This is a genomic window from Streptomyces sp. AM6-12, assembly GCF_044327085.1.
Taxonomy (GTDB): Bacteria; Actinomycetota; Actinomycetes; order Streptomycetales; family Streptomycetaceae; genus Streptomyces.
In genome coordinates, this window is sequence record NZ_JBIQWN010000001.1 from 2,577,472 (window position 1) to 2,602,131 (window position 24,660).

The following is a 24,660-nucleotide window of genomic DNA, read 5'->3' on the forward strand; positions in this document are numbered from 1 at the left end:
CCCGTCGGTACAGACCCGGTACACAACCGATTCCGGCCACACATACGCGGGCCGGGGGGTCACTCGCCCTGCGCGTCGGGCACATGCGGCAGCCGTGCGGCGGCGACCACGCCCTCCAGATAGCCGCGGGCCCGCTCGGTGCGCGGATACGCCTCCAGCAGCCGCCAGAAGTCGGGACCGTGGCCGGGGACCAGGAGGTGCGCCAGTTCGTGGCAGAGCACGTAGTCGATGACGTACTCGGGCATGCCCTGGAGCCGGTGGGAGAGGCGGATGCTCCCCTCGGCCGGGGTGCACGAGCCCCAGCGGGTGTTCTGGTTGGTGACCCAGCGCACGGAGGCCGGGCGGGCGCTGCCGTCGAAGAACTGCGCCGAGAGCCGCTCGGCGCGCTCGGCCAGCTCGGCGTCACCGAGCACCCGCCGGCTCTCCTGGGCGGCGAGTTTGTCGAGCATGACGGTCACCCAGCGCTGCTCCTCCGCCTTCGACATCCGGGCGGGGATCAGTACGACCGTACGATCGCCCTCGCGGTACGCGGAGACCGTGCGGCGGCGTCGGGCACTCCTGCGGACCTCGATCGCGCTCGTCGCGCTGCGCTCTGTCTTTCCGGCGCGGTGCTGCAAGGGGTCGGCGGACACGCCCCGACGTTACCCGCTGAGCAGGGGCAAAGTCCCGGCTCCCGGATGGTTCGCCGTGCCTGCCGGCTCATATGAAGATCACCGTCGCCTGTGGATAACTTTCCACGCCTCGCGGGCCGAGCGGGCATGCTGGCAGGCGTCGGCGGAACACGACCGATCCGCTGCTGTCCTGACAGTCATGCCGATACAGGGAAATGGGGGCCTGTCATGCATCCGGTGGTGAAACCCGCGCTGCGCCGCGGCTGGCGCGATCTCGGCACAGTGCAGTTCGGGATGACGCCCGCGCACGCGCTGACACTGGGCCCGATGGACACCGCCACCAGCCGCTTCCTGGACCTGCTCAACGGCACCCGCGGGCTGCCGCTGCTGCGCGCCGAGGGCCGCCGGCTGAAGCTCCCCGAGGGCCGGGTCGACACGCTGGTGGACCGGCTGGCCCGCGCGGGCCTGGTGGACGACGCGCGCGGCGGTGGACCGGCCGCGGAAGCGCTGCGCGGGAAGACGGAGGTGCTGCGGCGGCTGCGCCCCGACCTCGCCTCGCTCTCCCTGACCTCGCCGGAGCCGGGCGGCGCGCTGGCCCGGCTGGCCGCCCGCCGCGCGCTGCGGGTCCGGGTGCTCGGCGCGGGTCGGGTGGGGGCCGTGGTGGCGGCGGTGCTGTCGGGAGCGGGCGTCGGCGAGGTGGAGGTGCGCGACGAGGGGCGGGTGCGGCCGTGGGACGTGGCGCCGGGCGGACTGCCGACCGAGTCGGTCGGTGACCTGCGGGCCGCGGCGGCAGCGGCGGCCGTCCGCCGGGCCGCCCCGGACCGCCCTCCCCGCCACGCCCACTCCCCCGGCTCCGGCGCCGGGGAACCCGGCCTCTCCCTGGTGATCCTCGCGCCACGGGACGAGGTGGCCGTGCACGCCCCGGACCCGCGCGCCGCGCAGCCGCTGCTCGCCTCGGGCACCCCCCATCTGTACGCGGGTGTGGTGGAGGGCACAGGAGTCGTCGGCCCGCTGGTGCTGCCCGGCGAGACGGCCTGTGCCGGCTGTCTACACGAGTCGCGCACGGACCGGGACCCGGCCTGGCCCCGGCTGCTTGCCCAGTGGCGCTCCGGCGCCGGAAACCGCCCGGTCGGGGCCTGTGACCTTGCCCTTTCCACGGCGGTCGCCGGACTGGCCGCGGCCCACGCCCTGGCCTTCCTGGACGGCGCGTCGCCCTCCGTCGCGGGCGCCCGCTGGGAGGCGTCCCTACCCGGTCTGAACTGGCATTCCCGCCCCCTCCCGCCGCACCCGGCCTGCCGCTGCGGCTCGGCGGAAAGGGAGGGTGACAAAGCAGACGGGGCACACTCCGCAATCCGCGGGCCCGCACGCGCGACAATGGCGGTGCAACGGCCGTCGACGGAGCGGGCACGCGAAGCGGGCGCGGCGCGGCCGACAGGGACTTGGAGGGCGCATGTCTGATCTTCCCCGCAAGGCGGTCACCCGGACCGCCAAGCTCGCCGCGCTCCCGCTGGGCTTCGCCGGCCGGGCGACCTGGGGGCTGGGCAAGCGGATCGTGGGCGAATCCGCGGAGATCGTCGGCCGGGAGCTGCAACAGCGCACGGCGGAGCAGCTTTTCAAGGTGCTGGGCGAGCTGAAAGGCGGGGCCATGAAGTTCGGGCAGGCCCTGTCCGTCTTCGAGTCCGCGCTGCCCGAGGAGGTCGCCGGACCCTATCGGGTGGCCCTGACCAAGCTCCAGGAGGCGGCCCCGCCGATGCCGACCCGTACGGTGCACGCGGTGCTCACCGAGCGGCTCGGACCGGACTGGCGGGAGCTGTTCGAGGAGTTCGAGGACAAGCCGGCGGCCGCGGCCTCGATCGGCCAGGTGCACCGGGCGGTGTGGCACGACGGCCGCGAGGTGGCGGTCAAGGTGCAGTATCCGGGCGCTGGCGAGGCCCTGCTGTCCGACCTCGTCCAACTGGGCCGCTTCGCCCGGCTGTTGGGGCCGCTCATTCCGGGCGTGGACATAAAGCCGCTGATCGCGGAGTTGCGGGACCGGGTCTCCGAGGAGCTGGACTACGCCCTGGAGGCCGCCGCGCAGACGGCGCACGCGCGGGAGTTCGCGGGCGATCCGGACGTGGTGGTCCCGGCGGTGGTGCACCAGTGCGAGCAGGTGCTGGTGACGGAGTGGATAGACGGCATCCCGCTGTCGGAGATCATCGCCGACGGCACGCCGGAGCAGCGGGACCGGGCCGGTCAGCTGCTCGCCCGCTTCCTGTTCTCGGGCCCGGCCCGCACCGGGCTGCTGCACGCCGATCCGCATCCGGGCAACTTCCGGCTGCTGCCGGGCGGCCCGGACGGCGAGGACGACTGGCGGCTCGGGGTCCTGGACTTCGGCACGGTCGACCGGCTTCCCGGAGGGCTGCCGACGCCGATCGGGATCTCTTTGCGGCTGACGCTGGACGGCGACGCGGAGACGGTCTACGAGCTGCTGTGCGAGGAGGGATTCGTCAAGGAATCCATAGAGCTCGATCCCGACGCGGTCCTCGACTATCTGCTGCCGATCATCGAACCGGCCCGCGTGGACGCGTTCACCTTCACCCGCTCCTGGATGCGCAGCCAGGCCGCCCGTATCGCCGATCCGCGTTCCCCCGCCTACCAGCTCGGCAAGCAGCTCAACCTGCCCCCCGCCTACCTCCTCATCCACCGCGTCACCCTCAGCACCATCGGCGTCCTGTGCCAGCTGGGCGCCACGGTCCGCCTCCGCGAGGAGCTGGAGTCCTGGCTGCCGGGCTTCTTCCTGACTGAGGATGCGGAAGATCTGGAGGAGACGGAGGAGGAACACCTGGAAGTCGACGTCGCCGAGGAGTCCGCGGCGGAGGCGTGACCCCGGTGGTGGATCACCACCAGTGGGAGTCCAGGCGGCCCTCGATGGCGCGGAGGTTGTCGCGGGAGCAGGCGGCGCAGAAATAGCGGGGGACGCCGTCTTCCACCGAGCAGGTCCAGGTGACGGGGTGGGGGGCGGGGGCGGGGGCACCGCAGCGGGCGCACACGAGGGGGGCCGGGCGCTCCGTGCGGTCGCCCTGATCGCTTCCTGGAGGAAGACTCGTCATCCGGTGACGATAACTCCGTCACCGTCGGGCGGCACGCAGAACGCACCGCGGGGGCCGGTCCGTTCGGCCGGACCGGCCCCCGTGTGATCTCACCGCATCGGTCGAGTCCTCCCCGGCACGGGGAGGCACCTTTGTTCTCGTATGCGGTCTCTGCGGTCGCTACTGCATGACGGCCATGGCGAGTGCGCGGCGGGCGCGCAGGGAGGCGCGTTCGGCACGGCGCTGCATGCGCTGGGCGACGGCCAAGCGGTTGGCCTGGCGTTGCCGCTGGGCCTCATGGAGGCGCTCGTGCATATGCGCACGGGCCAGGGCTTCTTGCATGAGTTGCATCTCTCGGGTCCTGTTCTGGCGGGCTTCGGTCGCGCCGGAGGCGGAGTCTGGGGTCACGGAGCCTGCGGGCTCGCTGGTGGACGGCTTCATCGGGGCCTGCTTCTTGGGGTCGTGCGTGAGGGGGCGGTCGATCGTTCCGGTGATGTTCATGCTGTGACCGGGTTCTTCCGCGGGCGGCCGCGCGGCCGCTTCCGGGCGACGACGACACCCTGGACGAACAGCTCGCCACCCCAGACGCCCCAGGGCTCACGCCGCTCCTTCGCCCCGGCGAGGCAGGCCTCCATCAGGGGGCAGGTGCGGCAGAGGGACTTGGCGTACTCCACGTCCGCGGGCGACTCGGCGAAGAAGACCTCCGGGTCGTAGGAGCGGCACGGGACGGGTACGCCGAGGTTCTCGATGGCGTCGTCGAGCGCGGTGAGCGCGGTGAGCGGGAACAAGGTGGAGTCCTCCGTGAGGCCGGGCGGGGGGATCGTTTGCGAAGGCGGTACGGACGGGGCGTGCGCTTCGAGTTGCACGGGTGGTCTTCCTCGTCTGGTCGTCCGGCCGGTTGACCGGGTGTCGGCTGGTACCGGGTTCTTTTCTTGTCCCGAGGCCCCTTCGCGCCGTCCTTCCCGTTCGGGAAAAACTGAAGGGCCGCGGATCCCGGATGGGGTTCCGCGGCCCTGAAGGCGCCGGCCTGATCGAGTCAGGCTGGATAACTCCAGGGTTTTGGCCCACGGAAGGCCCACATCTGGTGGTGCTGCGTCGTCTGCTTCCGGAATCCGGCACCAGTCGCCGTAAAGGCATAGGCAGTCGCCTGCGCCTCTACTGCTCCCAGTGCCTTGGTCGGTCGCTCATTGCGCTCGTCACGGACGGGAAGGCCCGCGACGAGCAGGGAGGACGCCGGGCGCGCGGCACGGATGCCGGACAGACCGGTGCCCCGGTCAAGGGCGCCGAGCAGGCACAGGGAGACGGCCGAGCGATCGGTCAGTTTGGCCGTGCGGATGTCGCTGACGTTGATGCTGATCACTGGACTCGCCTCCTCTCGGCGTCTCAGGGACCGGTGAACCGGTCCGTTTCGTATATGCAAGTACATCACGGAGAGCGGGCCTTGGAGAAGGCCGCTGCTTCCGTGCCTAGAACCTATGGGGATTCCCGGCGCATGCGCAAACTATTTTTGCGACGAGTTCGCATCAGTCCGCCTCGATCTCGCCATCGAGCTCCTGACCTGCGCAGATGGCCAGAACTTCGGCTCCGTAGCTGCGCAGCTTGCGGCTGAGGACGCCGGGGATGCGGGAGAGTTCGGCGGCGCTGTCCGGGCGGGACTCGGCGATGGCCATCAGGGTGCGGTCGGTGAAGACGCAGAAGTCCGGCTGCCCGCTGTTGGCGGCCTGGATCGCGCGCCATGCGCGCAACCGCTCGTACAGCCCCTCGTCCATGTCGGAGGGGCAGTCCTCGCAGCGCATCAGCTTCATCTCGCCGGCGTCGGTGAGGGTGCGGCCGCAGACCCGGCAGCGGGCCGGGCTGCGCTGGGCGCGCCGGGGCACCGCGGTGGTGTCCGCGCCCCGGATGCCGCGCTCGACGCCTCCGGTGGACCCGGCGCTGCGGCCGACGGTGGGGGTGGTGCCGGGGCGCAGTCCGTCGAGGAAACGGCTGGCCCTGCGGCTGTGGCGGCCGCCGGGTGAGCGGGTGAGGGACCAGGAGAGGTGCAGGCGCTCGCGGGCGCGGGTGACGCCGACGTACAGGAGGCGGCGCTCCTCCTCGATCTGTTCGTCGGTCCTGGCGTAGCTGATGGGCAGCATGCCCTCGGCGACGCCCACCAGGAAGACGACGTCCCATTCCAGGCCCTTGGCCGCGTGCAGGGAGGCGAGGGTGACGCCCTGGACGGTGGGGGCGTGCTGGGCGCCCGCCCGCTCGTCCAGTTCGGCGACGAAGTCGGCGAGGGTGGCGCCGGGGCGGGCGGCGGCGAGGTCCTGGGCGAGGCTGACCAGGGCGGCGAGGGATTCCCAGCGCTCTCGGACGGCGCCGGAGCCCGCCGGGGGCTCGGGGGTCCAGCCACCCTCGCCGGACAGCACGGCGCGCACCTGGGAGGGCAGGTCCACGACGTCGTCCAGGAGGGAGTCGTTGTCCCCGAAGCGGGCGGCGCCGCGCAGGGCGACGCCGGCCTTGCGCACCTCGGGCCGGTCGAAGAAGCGCTCGGCGCCGCGCAGCTGGTAGGGGACGCCCGCGTCGGCGAGTGCCTGCTCGTAGGTCTCGGACTGGGAGTTGGTGCGGAACAGGACGGCGATCTCGGCGGCGGGGACGCCGGCTTCGATCAGCTCGCGGATGCGGCGGGCGGCGCCCTCGGCCTCGGCGGGCTCGTCGGTGTACTCGGTGTAGACGGGTTCGGGGCCGGAGGGGCGCTGGGAGACGAGTTCCAGCCGGTGGTCGGCGGCGCGGCCGTGGGCCTGGGCGAGCAGGCCGTTGGCGAGGCGGACGACCTGGGGGGTGGAGCGGTAGTCGCGGACGAGCTTGACGACGGTGGCTCCGGGGTGGCGGGCACGGAAGTCGAGCAGATGGTCGGGCGTTGCTCCGGTGAACGAGTAGATGGTCTGGCTGGCGTCGCCGACCACGCACAGGTCGTCGCGGTCGCCGAGCCAGAGCTCCAGCAGGCGCTGCTGGAGGGGGCTGACGTCCTGGTACTCGTCGACCACGAAGTGCTGGTACTGGGCGCGCACCTGTTCGGCGATGTCCTGGCGGTCCTGGAGGACGGCGACGGTGAGCAGCAGGACGTCCTCGAAGTCGATCACCGCGCGCTCACGTTTGAGGTCCTCGTACGCCGCGTACAGGTGGGCGATCTCGGTGGGGTCGCGGGGGGCGTCGCGGCCGGCCTTCGCGGCCGCGTACGGATAGTCGGCGGGGATGGTCTGGGTGACCTTGCACCATTCGATCTCGGAGGTGACATCGCGCAGCTCGCCGCGGTCGAGCCGGGTGCCGAGGCGGGCGGCCGCGTCGCCGACGAGCTGCACCTTGCGGTCGACCAGCCGGGGCAAGCTGCCACCGACGGCTTTCGGCCAGAAGTACTGGAGCTGGCGCAGGGCCGCGGAGTGGAAGGTGCGGGCCTGGACGCCCTGGGCGCCGAGCTGGCGCAGCCGGCCGCGCATCTCGCCCGCGGCGCGGTTGGTGAAGGTGACGGCGAGCACGCTGGCGGGCTGGAGGATGCCGGAGCGCACCCCGTAGGCGATGCGGTGGGTGATCGCGCGGGTCTTGCCGGTGCCCGCGCCGGCCAGCACGCACACCGGGCCGCGCAGGGTGGTGGCCACTTCGCGCTGCTCGGGGTCGAGCCCTTCGAGCACCGCGTCGGCCGAGTCCGGGACGTCCGGTACCTGCGGGAGGAGGGTGGAGTGCGTTGCTGCTGTCACACAGCCATGCTGCCAGGTCGCGCGGGACGGCCGCGGCGGTTGTCCACAGGCGGGACCTCATAGTCGTACTAGTACGTCCGGCGTCACAGCCTCATGCCTCCGGTGTCGCAGCGGGCGGGTCCGGGCCGGGCGCCCGCCTCCGCCGGGAACGCCCAGGTAGAGGGCACGCTCCCCGGCATACCCCCGGCGGGAATGGTGGAGCGTTCCCCCGCGTTCCCCCTCCGGACGACCTTTACCGAGTTGCCTGAGGAGCGCGAGAGACATGCAGGGCACTGTGACGATGTACAGCACGACGTGGTGCGGGTACTGCCGTCGGCTCAAGAGCCAGATGGACCGCGAGGGCATCGCCTACACCGAGATCAACATCGAGCAGGACCCCGAGTCGGCGGCCTTCGTGGAGAAGGCGAATGGCGGAAACCAGACGGTCCCGACCGTGCTTTTCGCGGACGGCAGCACGCTGACGAACCCCTCGCTGGCCCAGGTGAAGCAGAAGCTCGCGGCGTAACGCGCCCGAGCGGGTGAACGGCGGTTCCCGGGCCCGGAGCGGCTCAGGAGCCGCCGTTTCCCGTGCCGGGAGCGGTGCCGGGGGCCGTCGCCGGCTTGTCCCACACCAGCACGTACCGCCACAGCAGCCGGCGCCGGAAGCGGCAGCCCGGCAGCAGGCGGCGGGCGAGCGCGCGGACCTCGCCCCAGTGCAGCTCGGTGTCCCGCACCGGCATGCCCGCCGGGCCGCGCCTGCCGCCGCGCAGCCGGGCGTACAGCCGACTCGCCGGGAGCCCGCAGCCGCTGATCACCCAGTCCAGGAGCGTGTGATTACGGGCCAGGCCGACGACGACCAGGCGGCCACCGGGCGCGAGCAGCCGGGTCAGACCGGTGATCGCCGCCGCGAACGGGGCGTGGTGGACGACGGCCACCGCGGTGACGAAGTCGTGGACACCGAGCGAGGGGCCGTCGAGATAGTCAGCCTGTATGAAGGTCACGTTCCGGGGCGGCCCGGCCTCGCGAGCCTGGCGGAGCATCTCCGGTGAGCGGTCCACGGCCGTGACCCGCTCGGCACGGGCCGCGAGCTTGCGGGCCAGGAGGCCATCGCCGCAGCCGACGTCCAGGGCCGTGCGGCAGCCGGGCGGTACGGCGGCCAGCACGGCCCGGTGGTAGTGGACGTTGTGGTTCCCGTACGGTCCCGGCCCACCCGGAGCCCCTCAGACGAAGCTGCGCGTCGGCAGCGGCTTGCCGTACCACATCTCGATCAGGCGGGCAGCGATGGAGATGCCGAAGGGCGGCAGGACCGTGCCGGACTCGAAGGCCTCGTGCAGTTCCTGGCGGGAGAACCAGCGGGCCTCGGAGATCTCGTCGCCGTCGACGTTGATCTCGGTGGTGGTGGCGCGCGCCATGAAGCCGAGCATCAGGCTGGACGGGAAGGGCCAGGGCTGGCTCGCCACGTACTCGACGCCGCCGACGGTGACGCCCACCTCCTCGGCGACCTCGCGGCGCACCGCGTGCTCGATGGACTCGCCGGGCTCCACGAAGCCGGCCAGCGTGGAGAAGCGGCCCTCCGGCCAGTGCACCTGGCGGCCGAGCAGGATCCGGTCCTCCGCGTCGGTCACGGCCATGATCACGGCGGGGTCGGTGCGCGGGTAGTGCTCGGCGCCGCAGGCCTGGCAGCGGCGGATGTGCCCGGCCGCGGCGATCACGGTCCGCTCGCCGCAGCGGGAGCAGAAGCGGTGGGTGCGCTGCCAGTTCTCCAGGCCGACCGCGTGCACCATGAGCGCGGTGTCGCGCGGGGACAGCAGCAGGCCCGCCTCGCGCAGGCCTGCCGGGCGCGCGGACTGGTCGATGCGGCCGGGCAGCGCGTCCTTCTGGAGCGCGAAGTAGGCGACGCCGTCCTCGTCGATGCCGAGGAAGTAGCGGTGCGCCTCGGTGAGCGGGGCCTCGAAGGAGGGGGTCATGACGAGTTCGGTGCGGCCGTCGGCCGTCTCGTCGACGAGCACCTGGCCGCCGGAGACCACGAAGCAGCGGGTCGAGGGGTGGCTCCACGCCGCCGCGAGCCAGGCCTCGTCCAGCCGGTGGTGAGCGGCGCGGTCGATGCCGCCGGTGGCGGTCAGCGAGATGGGTCGGTCGGCTGTGTCGTCGGTCCAGGTGGTCACGGGTGCTTCCAACTCCCCCAGTACGGCGGTTCTCGGTTCGGCGGGCGGTTCGGGCGGACGTGGCACGGCGTACGACGGGACTGTGTGGCGTACGACGGGACGCACCGGGTCGGGCGCGGGCGGGGCGGTGTCTCCAGTGTGCCTCCCGCCGGCGGCGCCCTTCCCCACGGCGGCGCTGGTCAGGGCGTGGGCCGCCAGTTCTCGGCCAGGTCGGCCCACAGGTAGGCGCTGGTCTCGACGCCCTTGAGGAGGAGGTCCAGCTCCACCTTCTCGTTGGGCGCGTGCCAGCCGTCGGAGGGGACGGAGATCCCCAGGAAGAGTACGGGGGCGCCGAGGACCTCCTGGAGGTCGGCGGCGGGTCCGGAGCCGCCCTCGCGGGTGAAGCGGACCGGGCCCTCGAAGGCGCGGCCCATGGCGCGGGCGACGGACTCCAGGGCCGGGTGGTCGAGCGGGGTGAGGCAGGGGCGGGTGGCCGACCCGAACTCGATCTCGCAGCGGATGCCGGCGGGCACCTGCTCGGCGGCCCAGGCGCGGACGGCCTTCTCGACGTGGTCGGGGTCCTGGCCCGCGACCAGCCGGAAGGACAGCTTCACCAGGGCGGCGGACGGGATGATCGTCTTGCTGCCGGGGCCCTGGTAACCGCCGCCGATGCCGTTGACCTCGGCGGTCGGGCGGGCCCAGATGCGCTCAAGGGTGGTGTGCCCGGCCTCGCCCGCGGTCGCGCGGGACTTGGCGGTACGCAGCCAGCGCTCCTCGTCGAAGGGCAGCTCGGCGAAGAGTTCGCGCTCCCGGTCGGTCAGCTCCACGACACCGTCGTAGAAGCCGGGGACGGCCACCCGCCCCCGCTCGTCGTGCAGGGCGGCGACCAGGCGAGCGACGGCGGTGGCCGGGTTGGGCACGGCGCCGCCGAAGGAACCGGAGTGGATGTCCTGGTCGGGGCCGTACAGCCGGATCTCGCACTCGGCGAGGCCGCGCATGCCGGTGCACACGGTCGGGGTGTCCTCGGCCCACATGCCGGTGTCGGAGACGATCACGGCATCCGCCGCCAGGCGCCCGGCCCGCTCCTCCACCAGGGCCCGGAAGTGCGGGGAGCCGGACTCCTCCTCGCCCTCGATCAGCAGCTTCAGGTTGACCGCGGGGGCGGTGCGGCCGGTGGCGGCGAGGTGGGCGCGGACGCCGAGGGTGTGGAAGAAGACCTGGCCCTTGTCGTCGGCGGCGCCGCGCGCGTAGAGGCGGTCGCCACGGACGACGGGCTCGAAGGGCTCGCTGTCCCAGCCGTCCTCGCGGGCGGCGGGCTGCACGTCATGGTGGCCGTAGACCAGCACGGTCGGCGCGGCCGGGTCGCCGGAGGGCCACTCGGCGAAGACGGCCGGGGCGCCCGCGGTGGGCCAGACCTCGACGGTCGGGAAGCCGGTCTCCGTGAGCTTCCCGGCCAGCCAGTCGGCGCTGCGCCGCACGTCGGGCGCGTGGTCGGGCTGGGCCGACACGGAGGGGATGCGCAGCCATGCGGCGAGGTCGTCGAGGAAGGCGGCGCGGTGCTGCTCGATGTACGTGCGGACGGCGCTGTCCGGGGTCTGGCTCATGCTCACGAGCCTATCGGCCCGCGCCCCGGTCTCCGGCGGGCGGTTCGTCACACTCGGGGGGCGCGCTGGATCACGTCGCCCTCGCCGCCGGCTGCCGTGGAGCCGCCGGTGAGCACCCGCTCCAGCGCGGCCCGGTCCGGCAGGTCCGGAGGGCGTACGGCCTCCCCGGTGCGCACGTACAGGAACGTGGCGGTGACCGCGTCGAGCGGGACGCCCTGCTGTTCGGCCCAGGCCAGCCGGTACACGGCGAGCTGGAGCGGGTCGGCGGTGTGCTCCCGGCCGGTCTTCCAGTCCACGATCTCGTACGTAGCCGCCGCGCCCTCGCCCTCCCGGTAGACGGCGTCGATCCGGCCGCGGACGACCCGCCCGGCGAGGACGAGCTGGACCGGCTCCTCGACCCGGTACGGCGTGCGCCGGGCGTACTCGGTGCGCTCGAAGGCCTCCTTGAGCGCTTCCAGGTCCTGTTCATCGGCGATCTCGGCGTCGGTGCCGGGCAGCTCGTCGGGTTCCAGCAGGGGCAGCGCCAGCTCCTCGTAGCGCGATTCCACCCAGGCGTGGAAGCGGGTGCCCCGGCGCGCGGCGGGCTGCGGGGGGCGCGGCATGGGGCGCGCGAGCTCCTGCGCGAGCCCGTCCGGGTCCTCGGCCAGCCGCAGCAACTGGGTGGCGGTCAGCGTCGCGGGCAGGGGCACGTCGGTGACGGCACGGCGGGCGAGCAGCAGCTCACCGGCGAGCGCGTCCAGGTCCCGGTCCCAGGAGGCGATCAGCCGGGACTCCTCCGGGGTGAGGGCCGGGCGGGGGTCCGGATCGGCGGGAGCGGCGGCCTGGTGCGGGATGGCGGGGGCGGGGGCGGCGTACGGGTCGCCGGCGGGGGGCGCGTGGTGCGGCTCGGCGTCGTACGGGTCTTCGTACGGCGGCACGTCGTAGGGCGGGACCTCGTCGTACGGCGGTTCTTCGTACGGCTCGTCGTACGGCGGCTCCTCCGGTGGGGGCGGCCAGTCCGGGTCCTCGGCGGCGGCCGGGTCGGCGGGGGCGGGGGTCTGGAGGGCGTCGAGGTGGGCGAGGACCGTCTCGGCGGCGGCGCGGCGACGGGCGAAGGCGCCGGCGTCCAGGGGCAGCGGCCAGGCCAGGTCGGCGCCGGCCTGGTGGAGGGCCGGGTTCTCCTCGTCGTCGGCGGGCTCCCCGGCCCAGACCTCGATCTCGCCGTACCCGGCGGCGCAGTGCGCGTACAGGGCCTGGAGGAAGTCGGAGGGACCGCGCTTCTTCTTCTGGCTGGGGCCCCACCAGTGGCCGGAGCCGAGCAGGAGGGAGCGGGGGCGGGTGAAGGTGACGTAGCCGAGGCGGAGTTCCTCGGTGTGCTGGTGCTCCTTCATGGCCTCGTGGAACGCCTTCATGCCGCGCGCGTCCCAGTCGTCCACGTCGGGCAGGGTGGCGGCGTCGCCGCGCAGGGCGTGCGGCAGCACCTTGGGCTGCGCGGTCCACTTGTCGCGGCCTCGGGCACTGGGGAAGGTGCCGGTGACCAGTCCCGGCACCGCCACGACGTCCCATTCCAGACCCTTGGACTTGTGCGCGGTGAGCACCTTGACGGTGTTCTCGCCGCCGGGCAGGGCGTTGTCCAGGCCCTTCTCGTACTGGGCGGCGGTGCGCAGGAAGCCCAGGAAGGCGAGCAGGGTGGCCTCGCCGTCGCCCGCGGCGAAGGCGGCGGCTACGTCGAGGAAGTTGGCGAGCGTCTCGCGGCGGCGGGCGGCCAGCGCGCCGGGGGACGCCGACAGCTCCACCTCCAGGCCGGTGACGGCGAGGACCCGGTGCAGGACGTCCATCAGCGGGTCGGACAACGCGCGGCGCAGATCGCGCAGTTCGCCGGCGAGGCGGGCGAAGCGCACGCGGGCGTCCGGGGAGAACGGCAGCCCGTCCTCGTCACCGCCGTGGGCGTCCAGGAAGGTGTCCAGGGCGTCGGCGAGCGATATCACCTCGGCCGGGTCGGTGCCCTCCACCGCGGCGGCGAGCCGGCGGTCCGGGTCGTCGGTGTCACCGGCGCCCGCGTGGGCGACGAGCAGGCGGGCGCGGCGGCCGAGCAGGGCGAGGTCGCGGGGGCCGATGCGCCAGCGGGGGCCGGTCAGCAGCCGCACCAGGCTCGCGTTGGCGCCGGGGTCCTGGAGGACCTCGCAGACGGCGACCAGGTCGGCGACCTCGGGCAGGTGCAGCAGCCCGGACAGGCCGACCACCTCGACGGGGACCTCGCGGGCGACGAGGGCGCCCTGGATCGCGGCGAAGTCGGCGGCCGTACGGCACAGTACGGCGATCTCACCGGGTGCGGTGCCGGTGCGCACGAGGTGGGCGACGGAGTCGGCGAGCCAGTCCAGTTCCTCGGCGTGGGTGGGCAGCAGGGCGCAGCGGACCAGGCCGTCGCGCTCGGCGCCGGGGGCCGGGCGCAGGGCCTCGACGCCCGTGTGCAGGGCGCGCAGCGGGGCGGCGAGTCCGTTGGCGAGGTCGAGGAGGCGGCCGCCGCTGCGGCGGTTCTCGCTGAGCGCCTGGCGGGTGGCGGGGCGGCCGTCGGCATGGCGGAAGTGGTCGGGGAAGTCGTCCAGGTTGGCGACGGAGGCGCCGCGCCAGCCGTAGATGGCCTGGCAGGGGTCGCCGACGGCGGTCACCGGGTGGCCGGTGCCGGCGCCGAACAGGCCCGCGAGCAGGACGCGTTGGGCGACGGAGGTGTCCTGGTACTCGTCCAGGAGGACCACCCGGAACTCCTCGCGCAGCTGGCGGCCCACCTCGGGCAGCGCCGCGAGGCGGGCGGACAGGGCGATTTGGTCGCCGAAGTCGAGCAGGTCGCGTTCGCGTTTGGCGGCGCGGTAGCGCTGGACCAGTTCGGCGAGTTCGCGGCGGGCGGTCGCGGTCTCGGGGACCTTGCGCAGGTCGGCGTTGCCGAGCTTGGCGCCGTCGAGAGTGCTCAGCAGCTCCGCGTCCCAGGAGCGCAGTGTCCCCGGCTCCACCAGGTGTTCGGAGAGTTCGGAGTCGAGGGCGAGCAGGTCGCTGACGAGGTCGGCGAAGGAGCGGGTGAGGGCCGGGTAGGGGCCGGGGGCCTCGCGCAGCACGCGGGCGGCGAGCTGGTAGCGGGTGGCGTCGGCGAGGAGGCGGGAGGCGGGCTCCAGGCCGATGCGCAGGCCGTGGTCGGTGAGGAGGCGGCCGGCGAAGGAGTGGTACGTGGAGATGACCGGCTCGCCCGGCGGGTTGTCCGGGTCGATCGCATCGGGGTCGGTGACGCCCGCCTTGACCAGGGCCTTGCGGACGCGTTCGGCCAGCTCGCCCGCGGCCTTGTTGGTGAAGGTCAGCCCGAGGACCTGCTCGGGGGCGACCTGTCCGGTGCCGACCAGCCAGACCACGCGGGCCGCCATCACGGTCGTCTTGCCCGACCCCGCACCGGCCACGATCACCTGCGGGGCGGGCGGCGCGGTGACGCAGGCCGTCTGCTCCGGGGTGAAGGGGATGCCGAGGAGCTCCTTGAGCTGCTCGGGATCGGTGAGGGGGGCGGGCATGTCCAAAAAGGTAGCGGGAGGCACTGACAATCCCGTGCGCGCCGATCCCCGGGGCAGGTGTCGGCGCAGGTCAGGGGCGTGGGGTGGGGTGCGCGGGGTGCCGTACGTCACTCCACCACGTGCCGCCCCTCGGGGCGCGCGCTGCACGAGGCACGGAAGGCGCAGTGGGCGCAGTGCTGGCCGGCGCTCGGGCCGAACCGCTCGTCCAGGACCTTTCCGGCGGCGGTGGCCAGCAGTTCGCCGACCCACTCCCCCGAGAGCGGCTCCTGGGTCTGCACCCTGGGCAGGATCTCGCCGCCGTCCCGCTTGGCGGCGCCCTGCCTCAGGTGCACCAGTTCGGCGCCGCCGGGCTCGGGGCGCGCGCCGTCGAAGGCGGCGTCCACGGCGCCCTCGCGGACGGCGAGCTGGTAGACGGCGAGCTGGGGGTGGCGCTCCACCTCGCGCGCGGTGGGCGCCTGCTTGCCGGTCTTGAAGTCGACCACGTAGGCGCGGCCCTCGGCGTCCGTCTCCACCCGGTCCATCTGGCCGCGGATGCGCACCTGGTAGTCGCCGGCCTCCAGGGTGACGTCGAAGTCCTGCTCGCTGGCGACGGAGGTACGGGTGGCGCGGTTCATCACGTGCCAGTTGAGAAAGCGTTCGAGTGCCGCGCGGGCGTTGTCCTTCTCCTGGTGTGACTTCCAGGGCGCGTCGAAGGCGAGCGCGTTCCACACCGAGTCCAGGCGCTCCATGAGGACGTCCAGGTCGGCCGGGGTACGCCCGGAGGCGACCTCGTCGGCGAGGACGTGCACGACATTGCCGAAGCCCTGGGCGGTGGTGGCGGGCGCGTCGGCCTTCACCTCGCGGCCCAGGAACCACTGGAGGGCGCAGGTGTTGGCGAGCTGGTCGAGGGCGCTGCCGGACAGCACGACGGGCTGGTCGCGGTGGCGCAGCGGCACCTTGCTCGCGGTCGGCTCGAACATCCCCCACCAGCGGGAGGGGTGCGCGGCCGGCACGAGGGGACGGTCGTCCTCGTCGGTGAGCGCAGCGAGCCGGGCCAGGCGGCGGGCGGCGGCCTCGCGCAGGGCGGGGGAGGCGTCCGGGTCGACGGTGGTGGCGCGCAACTCGGCGACCAGCGCGGCGACGGCGAGCGGGCGGCGGGGCCGGCCGGTGACGTCCCGCGGCTCGACGCCCAGCTCGGTCAGGAAACGGGAGGGCTGGTCGCCGTCCTCGGCGGGCGCCTTCACGGCGGTGACGACCAGGCGGTCGCGCGCGCGGGTGGCGGCGGCGTAGAACAGCCTGCGCTCCTCGGCGAGCAGCGCGCCCGGAGTCAGCGGTTCGGCGAGTCCGTCGCGGCCGATGCGGTCGGCCTCCAGGAGCGAGCCCCGGCGCCTGAGGTCCGGCCACAGGCCCTCCTGGACACCGGCGACGACGACCAGGCGCCACTCCAGGCCCTTGGCGCGGTGCGCGGTCATCAGGCGGACGGCGTCGGGCCGTACCGCGCGGCGGGTCAGCGTGTCGGCGGCGATGTCCTCGGCCTCGATCTCGGCCAGGAAGTTCAGGGCGCCGCGACCGCCGGTGCGCTCCTCGGCGCGCGCGGCGGTGGCGAACAGCGCGCATACGGCGTCCAGGTCCCGGTCGGCGTTGCGGCCGGCCGCGCCGCCACGGCGGGCGGCGCGCTCCAGGCGGCCGGGCCAGGGGGTGCCGTTCCACAGGTCCCACAGCGCCTCCTCGGCGGTGCCACCGTTCGCGAGGCGCTCGCGGGCCGTGCGCAGGAGTGCGCCGAGACGCTGGGCGCCGCGGGCGTACGCCGGGTCGTGCACCGCCAGCCGCTCCGGCTCGGCGAGCGCCCGTGTGAGCAGGTCGTCCGAGGACGGCGGCACCATGTTCCCGCCGGCCCGCTCCTCCTCCCGCAACGCCCGGCCCAGCCGGCGCAGGTCGGCGGCGTCCATCCCGGCGAGCGGCGAGGCGAGCAGGGTGAGCGCGGTCTCGGTGTCGAGCCAGGGGGGCTGCTGTTCCGCGGCGCCCGGGGAATCCGGCGCTCCCGGCACGGGCTCACCCGCGCCCCGGTCCCGGCCGTCGGCGCCCCGGTCCGCCGCCACCTGCCGACCGTCCGCGCCCCGCTCCCGTGCCTCCGCCGTCGCCACCGCGCGCAGGGCCGTCAGCAGGGGGGCGACCGCCGGTTCGTGGCGCAGGGGGAGGTCGTCGCCGTCGATGTCCAGGGGGACGCCCGCGGCGGTCAGCGCGCGGCGCAGGGTCGGCAGGGAGCGGGCGCCGGCGCGGACCAGGACGGCCATCTCGCGCCAGGGCAGGCCGTCCTCCAGGTGGGCGCGGCGGAGGATGTCCGCGATGTTGTCCAGCTCGGTGCCCGGCGTCGGGTACGTGTAGACCTCGACCCGGCCGCCGTCCCGAGCCGCGGCCGGCTCCCGGTGGGCGCGCACCTTGTCGGCGGGCAGCCGGGGCAGCGGCATGCGCTGGGTGATCAGCCGGGTCGCGGCCAGCAGGTTCGCGCCGGAGCGGCGGTTGGTGCGCAGCACGTGCACGGGCGCCGGTGTGCCGTCGGCGCGCGGGAAGGACCGCGGGAAGTCGAGGATGCCGTTCACGTCGGCGCCCCGGAAGGTGTAGATCGACTGGTCCGGGTCGCCGAGCGCGACCAGGGTGCGGCCGCCGCCGGCCAGGGCGTGCAGGAGTCGTACCTGGGCGGGGTCGGTGTCCTGGTACTCGTCCACGTACACGGCGTCGTACCGCCCGGCCAGGTCCGCGGCGACCTCCGGGTGGCGGGCGAGCAGGACCGCGCGGTGCACCAGCTCGGCGTAGTCGATCACGCCCTGGAGGTCGAGCACGTCCAGGTACTCGGCGAGGAACGCCGCGGCCGCGCGCCAGTCGGGGCGGCCGATGCGGCGGGCGAACGCGTCCAGGGCGCCCGGCGCGAGCCCCAGCTCGCGGCTGCGGGCGAGGACGGCGCGGACCTCGTCGGCGAAGCCGCGCGTGGTCAGGCAGGCGCGCAGCTCGTCCGGCCAGCGCACATGGGTCAGCCCCAGCCGCTCCAGCTCGGGCTGCCCGGCCAGCAGCTCGCGGACGGTGACGTCCTGCTCGGGCCCGGAGAGCAGCCGCAGCGGCTCCACGAACAGCCCGCTGTCCTGGTGGGCGCGGACCAGGGCGTAGCTGTACGAGTGGAACGTGGTCGCGCGGGGGGCGCGGGCCGCGCCGATGCGCAGGGCCATCCGGTCGCGCAGGTCGACGGCGGCCCGGCGGCTGAACGTGAGCACCAGGAGGCGATCCGGGTCGGCGCCGCGGGCGATCCGCGCGGCCACCGACTCGACCAGGGTCGTCGTCTTGCCGGTGCCCGGTCCCGCGAGCACGAGCAGGGGACCCGAGCGGTGGTCAACCACGGCGCGCTGGGCGGCGTCCAGAACAGGAGGAGCCGTGCGGGCCGCCGGGGTGCGGACCAGGCGGTAAGCGCCACGGCTCCCCCGCCGCGCCTCGGGGTGCGGCGGGTGTCCGGTGGAGGAAGAGGAGCTCACGTGGTTGGCCGGTCCTGGTGGTCGTACTGCTGGTGGTGCGGGCGGGCGGGCGGTCACGCGCGCGGGGCGGTGTGCTCCGGGTGAGGTGGGCACGGGCCGCCGGCGCGATACCGCCGACTCTCGAACGTACGGCATGCCACGGATGTCCCGGCCATCACCCGTACGGGCCACAGGTTGCCGCCGACCGCCCCCTATGGCGGAAGCTGTCAGGTGTGACCCGTGTCCGCACCGCCGTCCCACCGGGCCCGCCGCATGTCGAGCCGCGGCAGGTGGCCCCCGGCACTCCTGCCCGCCTCGCGCAGCGGTGTGCCCTCGGCGCGGTAGTGCGCGAGCGCGCGCAGTTCGTGACCCGGCAGCAGCACCCCGTCGGACCGTACGACGCGCCACCACGGCACCGCGCCGCCGTACAGGGACATCACCCGGCCGACCTGGCGCGGGCCGCCCTCCTCCAGCCACTCGGCGACATCGCCGTACGTCATGACCCGTCCCGGCGGGATCAGCTCGGCGGCCTCCAGGACCCGCTCGGCGTACTCGGGCAGGTCGTCCGGGGGCGTCTCGCGGGGTCCCGCGCCGGGGCTCTGCTCGCTCATTCGCCCCATCCTGCCGCACCCCGCCGACATCGCGGAGCGCGGTGCGGTGAACGCCCCTCTCGCCCCCGGACGGCACTTCCGGCAGACTGTGCGACCGCGCATCCGCACCCTGGCGCGCCCGTGTGCCGGTGGGGCATGCCACCATCGTGCGGGCGGTGACCGGTGATACGAGACCAAGAAGAGATCATGAATCAGCAGGGAGTGCACCCCGAGGGCGGGTCGGGCACCCCTGGCGCCGGCGCACGTCCGGACACCGGCCGTAAGGGCGAGGGCGGCCAGGACGCCCACCGGGATCCGCACCCCGCGGAGACGGAACGCACCGAGGCGGAACGCACCGAGGGGGCGCACATCCCGCAGAACCCGCCGACCGACCGGAGCGGCTCCACAGGCGACGCGGACGACGGCGATCCGCACGCGGAACCCCACGCCGACCACCAGGACCCCGTGGAGGGCGACGAGCCGCTGCTCCCCGCGCGGGTGCACCGGCCCTCGGATCTGATGCGGCTCCTGGTCGGGCTGCTCGCCATCGCGGTGCTGCTCGCCATCGCCGCGTTCGCGCACGGCACCACCTCGGGTCTCGAACAGGACATCAACAAGGGCACCGGACAGGCCCCCGATCTGCTGATCAGATTCGCGGGGCTGGCCTCCAGCCTCGCGATTCTGCTGGTGCCGGTCGCCTTCGCGATCGAACGGCTGGTCAAACGCGACGGGCTGCGCATCGCCGACGGCGTGCTGGCCGCCGTCCTGGCGCACGGGGTGACGCTCGCCACCGACCTGTGGGTCGCGCGGGCCGCGCCTGGCTCGATCCAGGACGCCCTGACCCAGCCCTCACCGGTCGACGTGCACGCCCTGACCGACCCGGTGCACGGCTATCTGGCGCCCGTCATCGCCTACATGACGGCCGTCGGCATGTCCCGCCGGCCCCGCTGGCGCTCGGTGCTGTGGATCGTGCTGCTGCTCGACGCCTTCTCCATGCTGGTCACCGGCTACACGACCGCCTTCTCCATCGTCCTGACGGTGCTGATCGGCTGGTCGGTGGCGTACGGCACGCTGTACGCGGTCGGCTCCCCCAACGTCCGCCCCACCGGCCAGACCCTGATGGCCGGGCTGCGCCACGTCGGCTTCCGTCCGGTCGGCGCGGCCCGCGAGGAGGTCGTGGAGAGCGAGAACGGCGACCGGGGCCGGCGCTACTTCGTCACCCTGGAGGACGGCCCGCCGCTGGACGTCACCGTCGTGGACCGGGAGCAGCAGGCCCAGGGCTTCTTCTACCGGGCCTGGCGCAATCTCACCCTGCGCGGCTTCGCCACCCGCTCCAGCCTCCAGTCGCTGCGCCAGGCGCTGGAGCAGGAGGCGCTGCTGGCCTACGCGGCGATCGCGGCGGGCGCCAACGCGCCGAAGCTGATCGCCACCTCGGAGCTGGGCCCGGACGCGGTGATGCTGGTCTACGAGCACACCGGCGGACGCACCCTGGACGCGCTGGCGGACGAGGAGATCACCGACGAGCTGCTGCGCGGCACCTGGTCGCAGGTGCGCGCGCTCCAGTCGCGGCGCATCGCGCACCGCAGGCTGGCCGGGGACGCGATCCTGGTGAGCGACTCCGGCGAGGTGATCCTCACCGAGCTGCGCGGCGGCGAGATCGCGGCCGGCGACCTGCTGCTGCGGATGGACGTGGCCCAGCTGCTGACCACGCTGGGCCTGCGGGTCGGCGCCGAACGCGCGGTGGCCTCGGCGGTCGAGGTGCTCGGGCCGGACACGGTGGCCGACTGTCTGCCGATGCTCCAGCCGATCGCGCTCACCCGCTCCACCCGCAACACCCTGCGCCGACTGGGCCGCGAGCGTGCCGAGCGGGAGCGGGAGGCGGTCCTGGAGGCGTCCCGGCAGGCCAAGCTGGCCCGGCTGCGGGAGGCCGCGGCGGCGAACGGGACGACGCTCACCGAGGACGCGGACACCGACGAGCAGCTCGACAGGCTCCACAGACTCGACAAGTCCGACAAGAAGGTCGTACGAGCGGAGCAGCGGGCCGAGCGGCGGGCGATCGACGAGGCCATAGAGGAGGCCCGCGAGGAGGACCTGCTCACCCAGATCCGGCACCAGGTGCTGCGCATCCGGCCGCAGGCCCCGGTGCAGCCGGCCCGCCTGGAACGGGTGCGCCCGCGCACGCTGATCAGCTTCATCGCCGGCGCGATCGGCGCGTACTTCCTGCTGACACAGCTCACCCACATCCAGTTCGGCACCCTGTTCGCGCAGGCCCAGTGGGGCTGGGTGATCGCGGCGGCGCTGTTCTCGGCGGTCAGCTATGTGGCGGCGGCGATGGCGCTGCTGGGGTTCGTGCCGGAGCGGGTGCCGTTCCCGCGGACGGTGGCGGCGCAGGTCGCCGGGTCCTTCGTGAAGATCGTGGCACCGGCCGCGGTCGGCGGGGTGGCGCTGAACACGCGCTTCCTCCAGCGCGCGGGCGTGCGTCCGGGGCTCGCGGTGGCGAGCGTCGGCGCCTCGCAGCTGTTCGGGCTCGGCTGCCACATCCTGATGCTGCTGTCCTTCGGTTATCTGACCGGCACCGAGAAGACGCCGACGCTGTCGCCGTCCCGGACCGTCATCGCGGGTCTGCTGACCGTCGCGGTGCTGGTGCTGGTGGTGACCTCGGTGCCGTTCCTGCGGAAGTTCGTGGTCACCCGCGTCAGGTCGCTGTTCGCCGGGGTCGTGCCGCGCATGCTCGATGTGCTCCAGCGGCCGCAGAAGCTGGTCACCGGCATCGGCGGCATGCTGCTGCTGACCGCCTGCTTCGTCATGTGCCTCGACGCTTCCGTGCGGGCCTTCGGCGACGGCACCACCTCGCTGAGCATCGCCAGCGTCGCGGTCGTCTTCCTCGCCGGCAACGCGCTCGGCTCGGCGGCGCCCACCCCCGGCGGTGTGGGCGCGGTCGAGGCCAGCCTCACCCTCGGCCTGATCGCCTTCGGGCTGCCCAAGGAGGTCGCGGCCCCCGCCGTCCTGCTGTTCCGGCTGATGACGCTGTGGCTGCCGGTGCTGCCGGGGTGGCTGGCCTTCAACCACCTGACCCGTAAGGGAGCCCTGTAGATCACCGGGTTCCCCGCAGGCGAGCCCCGTAGGCCGTCGCGGGGGCGTGCGCGGGAGCGTCGTACCTCGTACGGCCCGCGCCCCGCGCGGCCCGGCGTGCGCGCCCGCAGGATGGGGACATGGCCTCTCCCTCCCGGCTGCGAGCCGCCGCTCCCCCCTGGCCGCGTACCACCGCCCTGACGACGGCCGCCGTGCTGCTGGCCGCCCTGCTGGCGGGCTGTGGTGACGACGACGTCCGCACCGGCGCCGGCGCGTCCCTGACGTCCCTCACGACGCAGACGCTGGACTGGACGGCCTGCCCGGCTCCGAGCGAGGCGGAGGGCGGTGGGGGCGCGCCCTCGCCGCTGCAGAACGGCACCAGCTGGGAGTGCGCCACCATGCGGGCACCCCTGGACTGGAGCAGGCCGCAGGGGTCCACCATCGGCATCGCCCTGATCCGGGCCAGGGCCAGCGGACCCGCGAGCGAGCGGATCGGCTCGCTGATCTTCAACTTCGGCGGGCCCGGCGGCAGTGGCGTCACCGCGCTGCCCGCGTTCGCCCAGGACTACGCGACCCTGCGCACCCGCTACGACCTGGTCAGCTTCGATCCGCGCGGGGTGGGCCGCAGCGCGCCGGTGAAGTGCAAGACGGACGCCCAGCTCGACACGTTCTTCCAGCAGGACGCGACCCCGGACAACGCGACCGAGCGCAGCCAACTCGTCCAGCGCACCCGGAACTTCAACGCGGGCTGCGAGCGCGACTCCGGGCAGGTACTGCCGCATGTGCGCACCACCGACGCGGCCCGGGACATCGACCTGATGCGGCGGGTGCTCGGCGACCGAAAGCTGCACTACTTCGGCATCTCGTACGGCACCCAACTCGGCGGCGTCTACGCCCACTTGTTCCCCACGCACCTCGGGCGGGCGGTGTTCGACGGGGTGGTGGACCCCACCCAGGACCCCGAGCAGAGCGCGCTCGGCCAGGCGAAGGGCTTCCAGCTCGCGCTCGGCAACTTCGCCGAGGACTGCGTCTCCAAGCCGGACGGCTGTCCGATCGGCGACACCCGGCAGGACGTCGAGAACCGCATCGCGAAACTCCTGGCCGACCTGGACAAGAAGCCCATTCCGGGCATCGCCCCGCGTCTGCTCACCCAGACCGCGGCGACCAACGGCATCGCGCAGTCCCTGTACTCCAAGGACTTCTGGGAGTACCTCACCGAGGGCCTGGAGCAGGCCTACGACGGTGACGGCAAGGTGCTGATGGTGCTGTCCGACGCGATGAACGGCCGGGATGAGAACGGCCACTACAGCAACATCACTTCGGCCAACGTGGCGATCAACTGCGCGGACGAGAAGCCCCGTTACACCGTCGCCGACGTCCAGCGCGTGCTCCCCGGGTTCCGCGCCGCCTCGCCGCTGTTCGGGGACTTCCTGGCCTGGGGCATGATCGGCTGCACCGACTGGGCCGTGCCCGGCGCCGCCGACCACCCCGACGTCAGCGCCCCCGGCGCGGCGCCGATCCTGGTCGTCGGCAACACGGGCGACCCCGCCACCCCCTACGAGGGCGCGCGGCGGATGGCGGAGGCCCTCGGCAAGGGCGTCGGCGTCCAGCTGACGTTCAAGGGCCAGGGGCACGGGGCGTACGACAGCAAGGACCCGTGCGTGCAGAGCAAGGTGAACGCGTACCTGCTCGACGGGACGATCCCGAAGGCGGGCGCGGTCTGCGCCTGAACCGCGCGCGAGCCGGCCCCGGCGGGGAAACCCCTCCGGGGCCGGCCGCCGTATGCGTCCCCGCCGGGTCAGACCGTGCCGAGCGCGCCGCGCAGCACGGCGACGGCCTGGGCGATGGCGGCGTCGGCGGCGCGGGTCCCGCGCAGCGCGTCGAGCATCACGAAGTCGTGGATGACGCCCTGGTAGCGCACGGCGGTCACCGGCACCCCGGCGGCCCGCAGCCGGGCGGCGTACGCCTCCCGGCCCGCAGCCGGGCGGCGTACGCCTCGCCCTCGTCCCGCAGCACATCGGCCTCGCCGGTGATGACCAGCGCCGGGGGCAGCCCGGCGAGCTGCTCGGTGGTGGCGCGCAGCGGCGACGCGGTGATCTCGGCGCGCTGCTTCTCGTCGGTCGTGTACTGGTCCCAGAACCACTGCATGGCATCGCGGCGCAGGAAGTAGCCCTCGGCGAACTGGTGGTACGACGGGGTGTCGAAGGACGCGTCGGTGACCGGGTAGAACAGCACCCGCTGGACCAGCGGGACGTCGCCGCGCTCCTTGGCCATCAGGGTGAGCGCCGCCGACATGTCGCCGCCGACGGAGTCGCCCGCGACCGCGATCCGGGCGGCGTCCAGGCCGCGCGCGGCGCCCTCGCGGACGACCCATTGGGCGACGGCGTAGTTCTGCTCGATGGCGACCGGGTAGCGGGCCTCCGGCGAGAGGTCATACTCGGGGAAGACGACGGCCGCGCGGGCGCCGACGGCCAGTTCGCGGACCAGGCGGTCGTGGGTGTGGGCGTTGCCGAACACCCAGCCGGCGCCGTGGATGTAGACGATCACCGGGAGGGTGTCGGTGACCCCGGCCGGGCGGACGATGCGGGCGCGGACGGAGCCGGTGGGCCCGCCCTGCACGTTCACCCACTCCTCGTCGACGGGCGGCTTCCCCCTCCCACCGGACTGCACCTCGTCGACGGCCTTGCGGCCCTCGACTGGGCCGAGGTCGAAGAGGTACGGCGGGTTCGCGGTGGCCTCGGCGAAGGCGGTAGTCACGGACGTCTCGAAATCGGCCGGGCGGCGGTACGACAAGGAAGGTAGCGCTCTATTTAATTGAGCACAACTAAGTTGTTGTCAATTAAATAGCGGCA

Annotated in this window: 17 protein-coding genes and 1 pseudogene; 5 read left to right on the forward strand and 13 right to left on the reverse strand. The window is 73.8% G+C overall.

The window, feature by feature from the left end; genetic code table 11:
- Nucleotides 1-59: 59 nt before the first annotated feature.
- On the reverse strand, nucleotides 60-632 hold the full coding sequence (locus ACE4Q9_RS11460) for a M48 family metallopeptidase (protein WP_397984137.1): 573 nt from the start codon (nucleotides 630-632) through the stop codon (nucleotides 60-62).
- Between the two features lie 207 nt (nucleotides 633-839).
- Here ACE4Q9_RS11460 and ACE4Q9_RS11465 point away from each other — a divergent pair, with 207 nt between their 5' ends.
- Nucleotides 840-2,069, forward strand: coding sequence for a TOMM precursor leader peptide-binding protein (locus ACE4Q9_RS11465; protein WP_397984138.1), 1,230 nt, complete (start codon nucleotides 840-842; stop codon nucleotides 2,067-2,069).
- Nucleotides 2,062-3,474: an ABC1 kinase family protein gene (locus ACE4Q9_RS11470; protein WP_397984139.1), complete on the forward strand. Its 1,413-nt coding sequence runs from the start codon at nucleotides 2,062-2,064 to the stop codon at nucleotides 3,472-3,474. The genes ACE4Q9_RS11465 and ACE4Q9_RS11470 overlap by 8 nt, the downstream gene beginning before the upstream one ends.
- A gap of 13 nt (nucleotides 3,475-3,487) precedes the next feature.
- Here the strand turns inward: ACE4Q9_RS11470 and ACE4Q9_RS11475 are convergent, their stop codons facing one another.
- The 5 genes from ACE4Q9_RS11475 to ACE4Q9_RS11495 all read right to left on the reverse strand — a co-directional run bounded on the left by ACE4Q9_RS11475 (nucleotide 3,488) and on the right by ACE4Q9_RS11495 (nucleotide 7,410).
- The gene (locus tag ACE4Q9_RS11475; protein WP_397984140.1) at nucleotides 3,488-3,700 is read right to left on the reverse strand and encodes a hypothetical protein; all 213 of its coding nucleotides are present in this window, start codon (nucleotides 3,698-3,700) and stop codon (nucleotides 3,488-3,490) included.
- Between the two features lie 159 nt (nucleotides 3,701-3,859).
- On the reverse strand, nucleotides 3,860-4,180 hold the full coding sequence (locus ACE4Q9_RS11480; RefSeq protein ID WP_397984141.1) for a hypothetical protein: 321 nt from the start codon (nucleotides 4,178-4,180) through the stop codon (nucleotides 3,860-3,862).
- On the reverse strand, nucleotides 4,177-4,545 hold the full coding sequence (locus ACE4Q9_RS11485) for a WhiB family transcriptional regulator (protein ID WP_397984142.1): 369 nt from the start codon (nucleotides 4,543-4,545) through the stop codon (nucleotides 4,177-4,179). The genes ACE4Q9_RS11480 and ACE4Q9_RS11485 overlap by 4 nt, the downstream gene beginning before the upstream one ends.
- Nucleotides 4,546-4,715: 170 nt before the next feature.
- Nucleotides 4,716-5,039 carry a hypothetical protein gene (locus ACE4Q9_RS11490; RefSeq protein ID WP_397984143.1) on the reverse strand — a complete coding sequence of 108 codons (324 nt, stop codon included), beginning with the start codon at nucleotides 5,037-5,039 and terminating at the stop codon, nucleotides 4,716-4,718.
- A gap of 163 nt (nucleotides 5,040-5,202) precedes the next feature.
- Nucleotides 5,203-7,410 carry an ATP-dependent DNA helicase UvrD2 gene (locus ACE4Q9_RS11495; RefSeq protein ID WP_397984144.1) on the reverse strand — a complete coding sequence of 736 codons (2,208 nt, stop codon included), beginning with the start codon at nucleotides 7,408-7,410 and terminating at the stop codon, nucleotides 5,203-5,205.
- Between the two features lie 262 nt (nucleotides 7,411-7,672).
- Here ACE4Q9_RS11495 and ACE4Q9_RS11500 point away from each other — a divergent pair, with 262 nt between their 5' ends.
- On the forward strand, nucleotides 7,673-7,915 hold the full coding sequence (locus ACE4Q9_RS11500) for a mycoredoxin (RefSeq protein ID WP_030338954.1): 243 nt from the start codon (nucleotides 7,673-7,675) through the stop codon (nucleotides 7,913-7,915).
- Nucleotides 7,916-7,958: 43 nt separating this feature from the next.
- Here ACE4Q9_RS11500 and ACE4Q9_RS11505 read toward each other — a convergent pair whose 3' ends face one another.
- The 6 genes from ACE4Q9_RS11505 to ACE4Q9_RS11530 form a co-directional block, all read right to left on the reverse strand.
- On the reverse strand, nucleotides 7,959-8,552 hold the full coding sequence (locus ACE4Q9_RS11505) for a class I SAM-dependent methyltransferase (protein ID WP_397984145.1): 594 nt from the start codon (nucleotides 8,550-8,552) through the stop codon (nucleotides 7,959-7,961).
- Between the two features lie 57 nt (nucleotides 8,553-8,609).
- Nucleotides 8,610-9,554 carry an NAD(+) diphosphatase gene (nudC, locus tag ACE4Q9_RS11510; RefSeq protein WP_397984146.1) on the reverse strand — a complete coding sequence of 315 codons (945 nt, stop codon included), beginning with the start codon at nucleotides 9,552-9,554 and terminating at the stop codon, nucleotides 8,610-8,612.
- Between the two features lie 179 nt (nucleotides 9,555-9,733).
- Complete coding sequence (locus ACE4Q9_RS11515; RefSeq protein ID WP_397984147.1) at nucleotides 9,734-11,137, reverse strand: dipeptidase; 1,404 nt, start codon at nucleotides 11,135-11,137, stop codon at nucleotides 9,734-9,736.
- A 47-nt stretch (nucleotides 11,138-11,184) separates the two neighbouring features.
- Nucleotides 11,185-14,667, reverse strand: coding sequence for a UvrD-helicase domain-containing protein (locus tag ACE4Q9_RS11520; RefSeq protein WP_397984148.1), 3,483 nt, complete (start codon nucleotides 14,665-14,667; stop codon nucleotides 11,185-11,187).
- 107 nt (nucleotides 14,668-14,774) lie between these two features.
- Nucleotides 14,775-18,167, reverse strand: coding sequence for an ATP-dependent helicase (locus tag ACE4Q9_RS11525; protein WP_397984149.1), 3,393 nt, complete (start codon nucleotides 18,165-18,167; stop codon nucleotides 14,775-14,777).
- Nucleotides 18,168-18,373: 206 nt separating this feature from the next.
- A complete protein-coding gene (locus tag ACE4Q9_RS11530) occupies nucleotides 18,374-18,757 on the reverse strand; it encodes an MGMT family protein (protein WP_397984150.1) in 384 nt (127 codons plus the stop codon).
- Between the two features lie 186 nt (nucleotides 18,758-18,943).
- On the opposite strand from ACE4Q9_RS11530, the gene ACE4Q9_RS11535 reads away from it, so the two are divergent.
- Entirely contained in the window at nucleotides 18,944-21,829 is a 2,886-nt protein-coding gene (locus tag ACE4Q9_RS11535) for a YbhN family protein (RefSeq protein ID WP_397984151.1), read from the forward strand.
- Nucleotides 21,830-21,948: 119 nt separating this feature from the next.
- A complete protein-coding gene (locus ACE4Q9_RS11540) occupies nucleotides 21,949-23,538 on the forward strand; it encodes an alpha/beta hydrolase (protein WP_397984152.1) in 1,590 nt (529 codons plus the stop codon).
- 68 nt (nucleotides 23,539-23,606) lie between these two features.
- Here the strand turns inward: ACE4Q9_RS11540 and ACE4Q9_RS11545 are convergent.
- A pseudogene (locus tag ACE4Q9_RS11545) lies at nucleotides 23,607-24,601 on the reverse strand (alpha/beta hydrolase).
- Nucleotides 24,602-24,660: the final 59 nt, after the last annotated feature.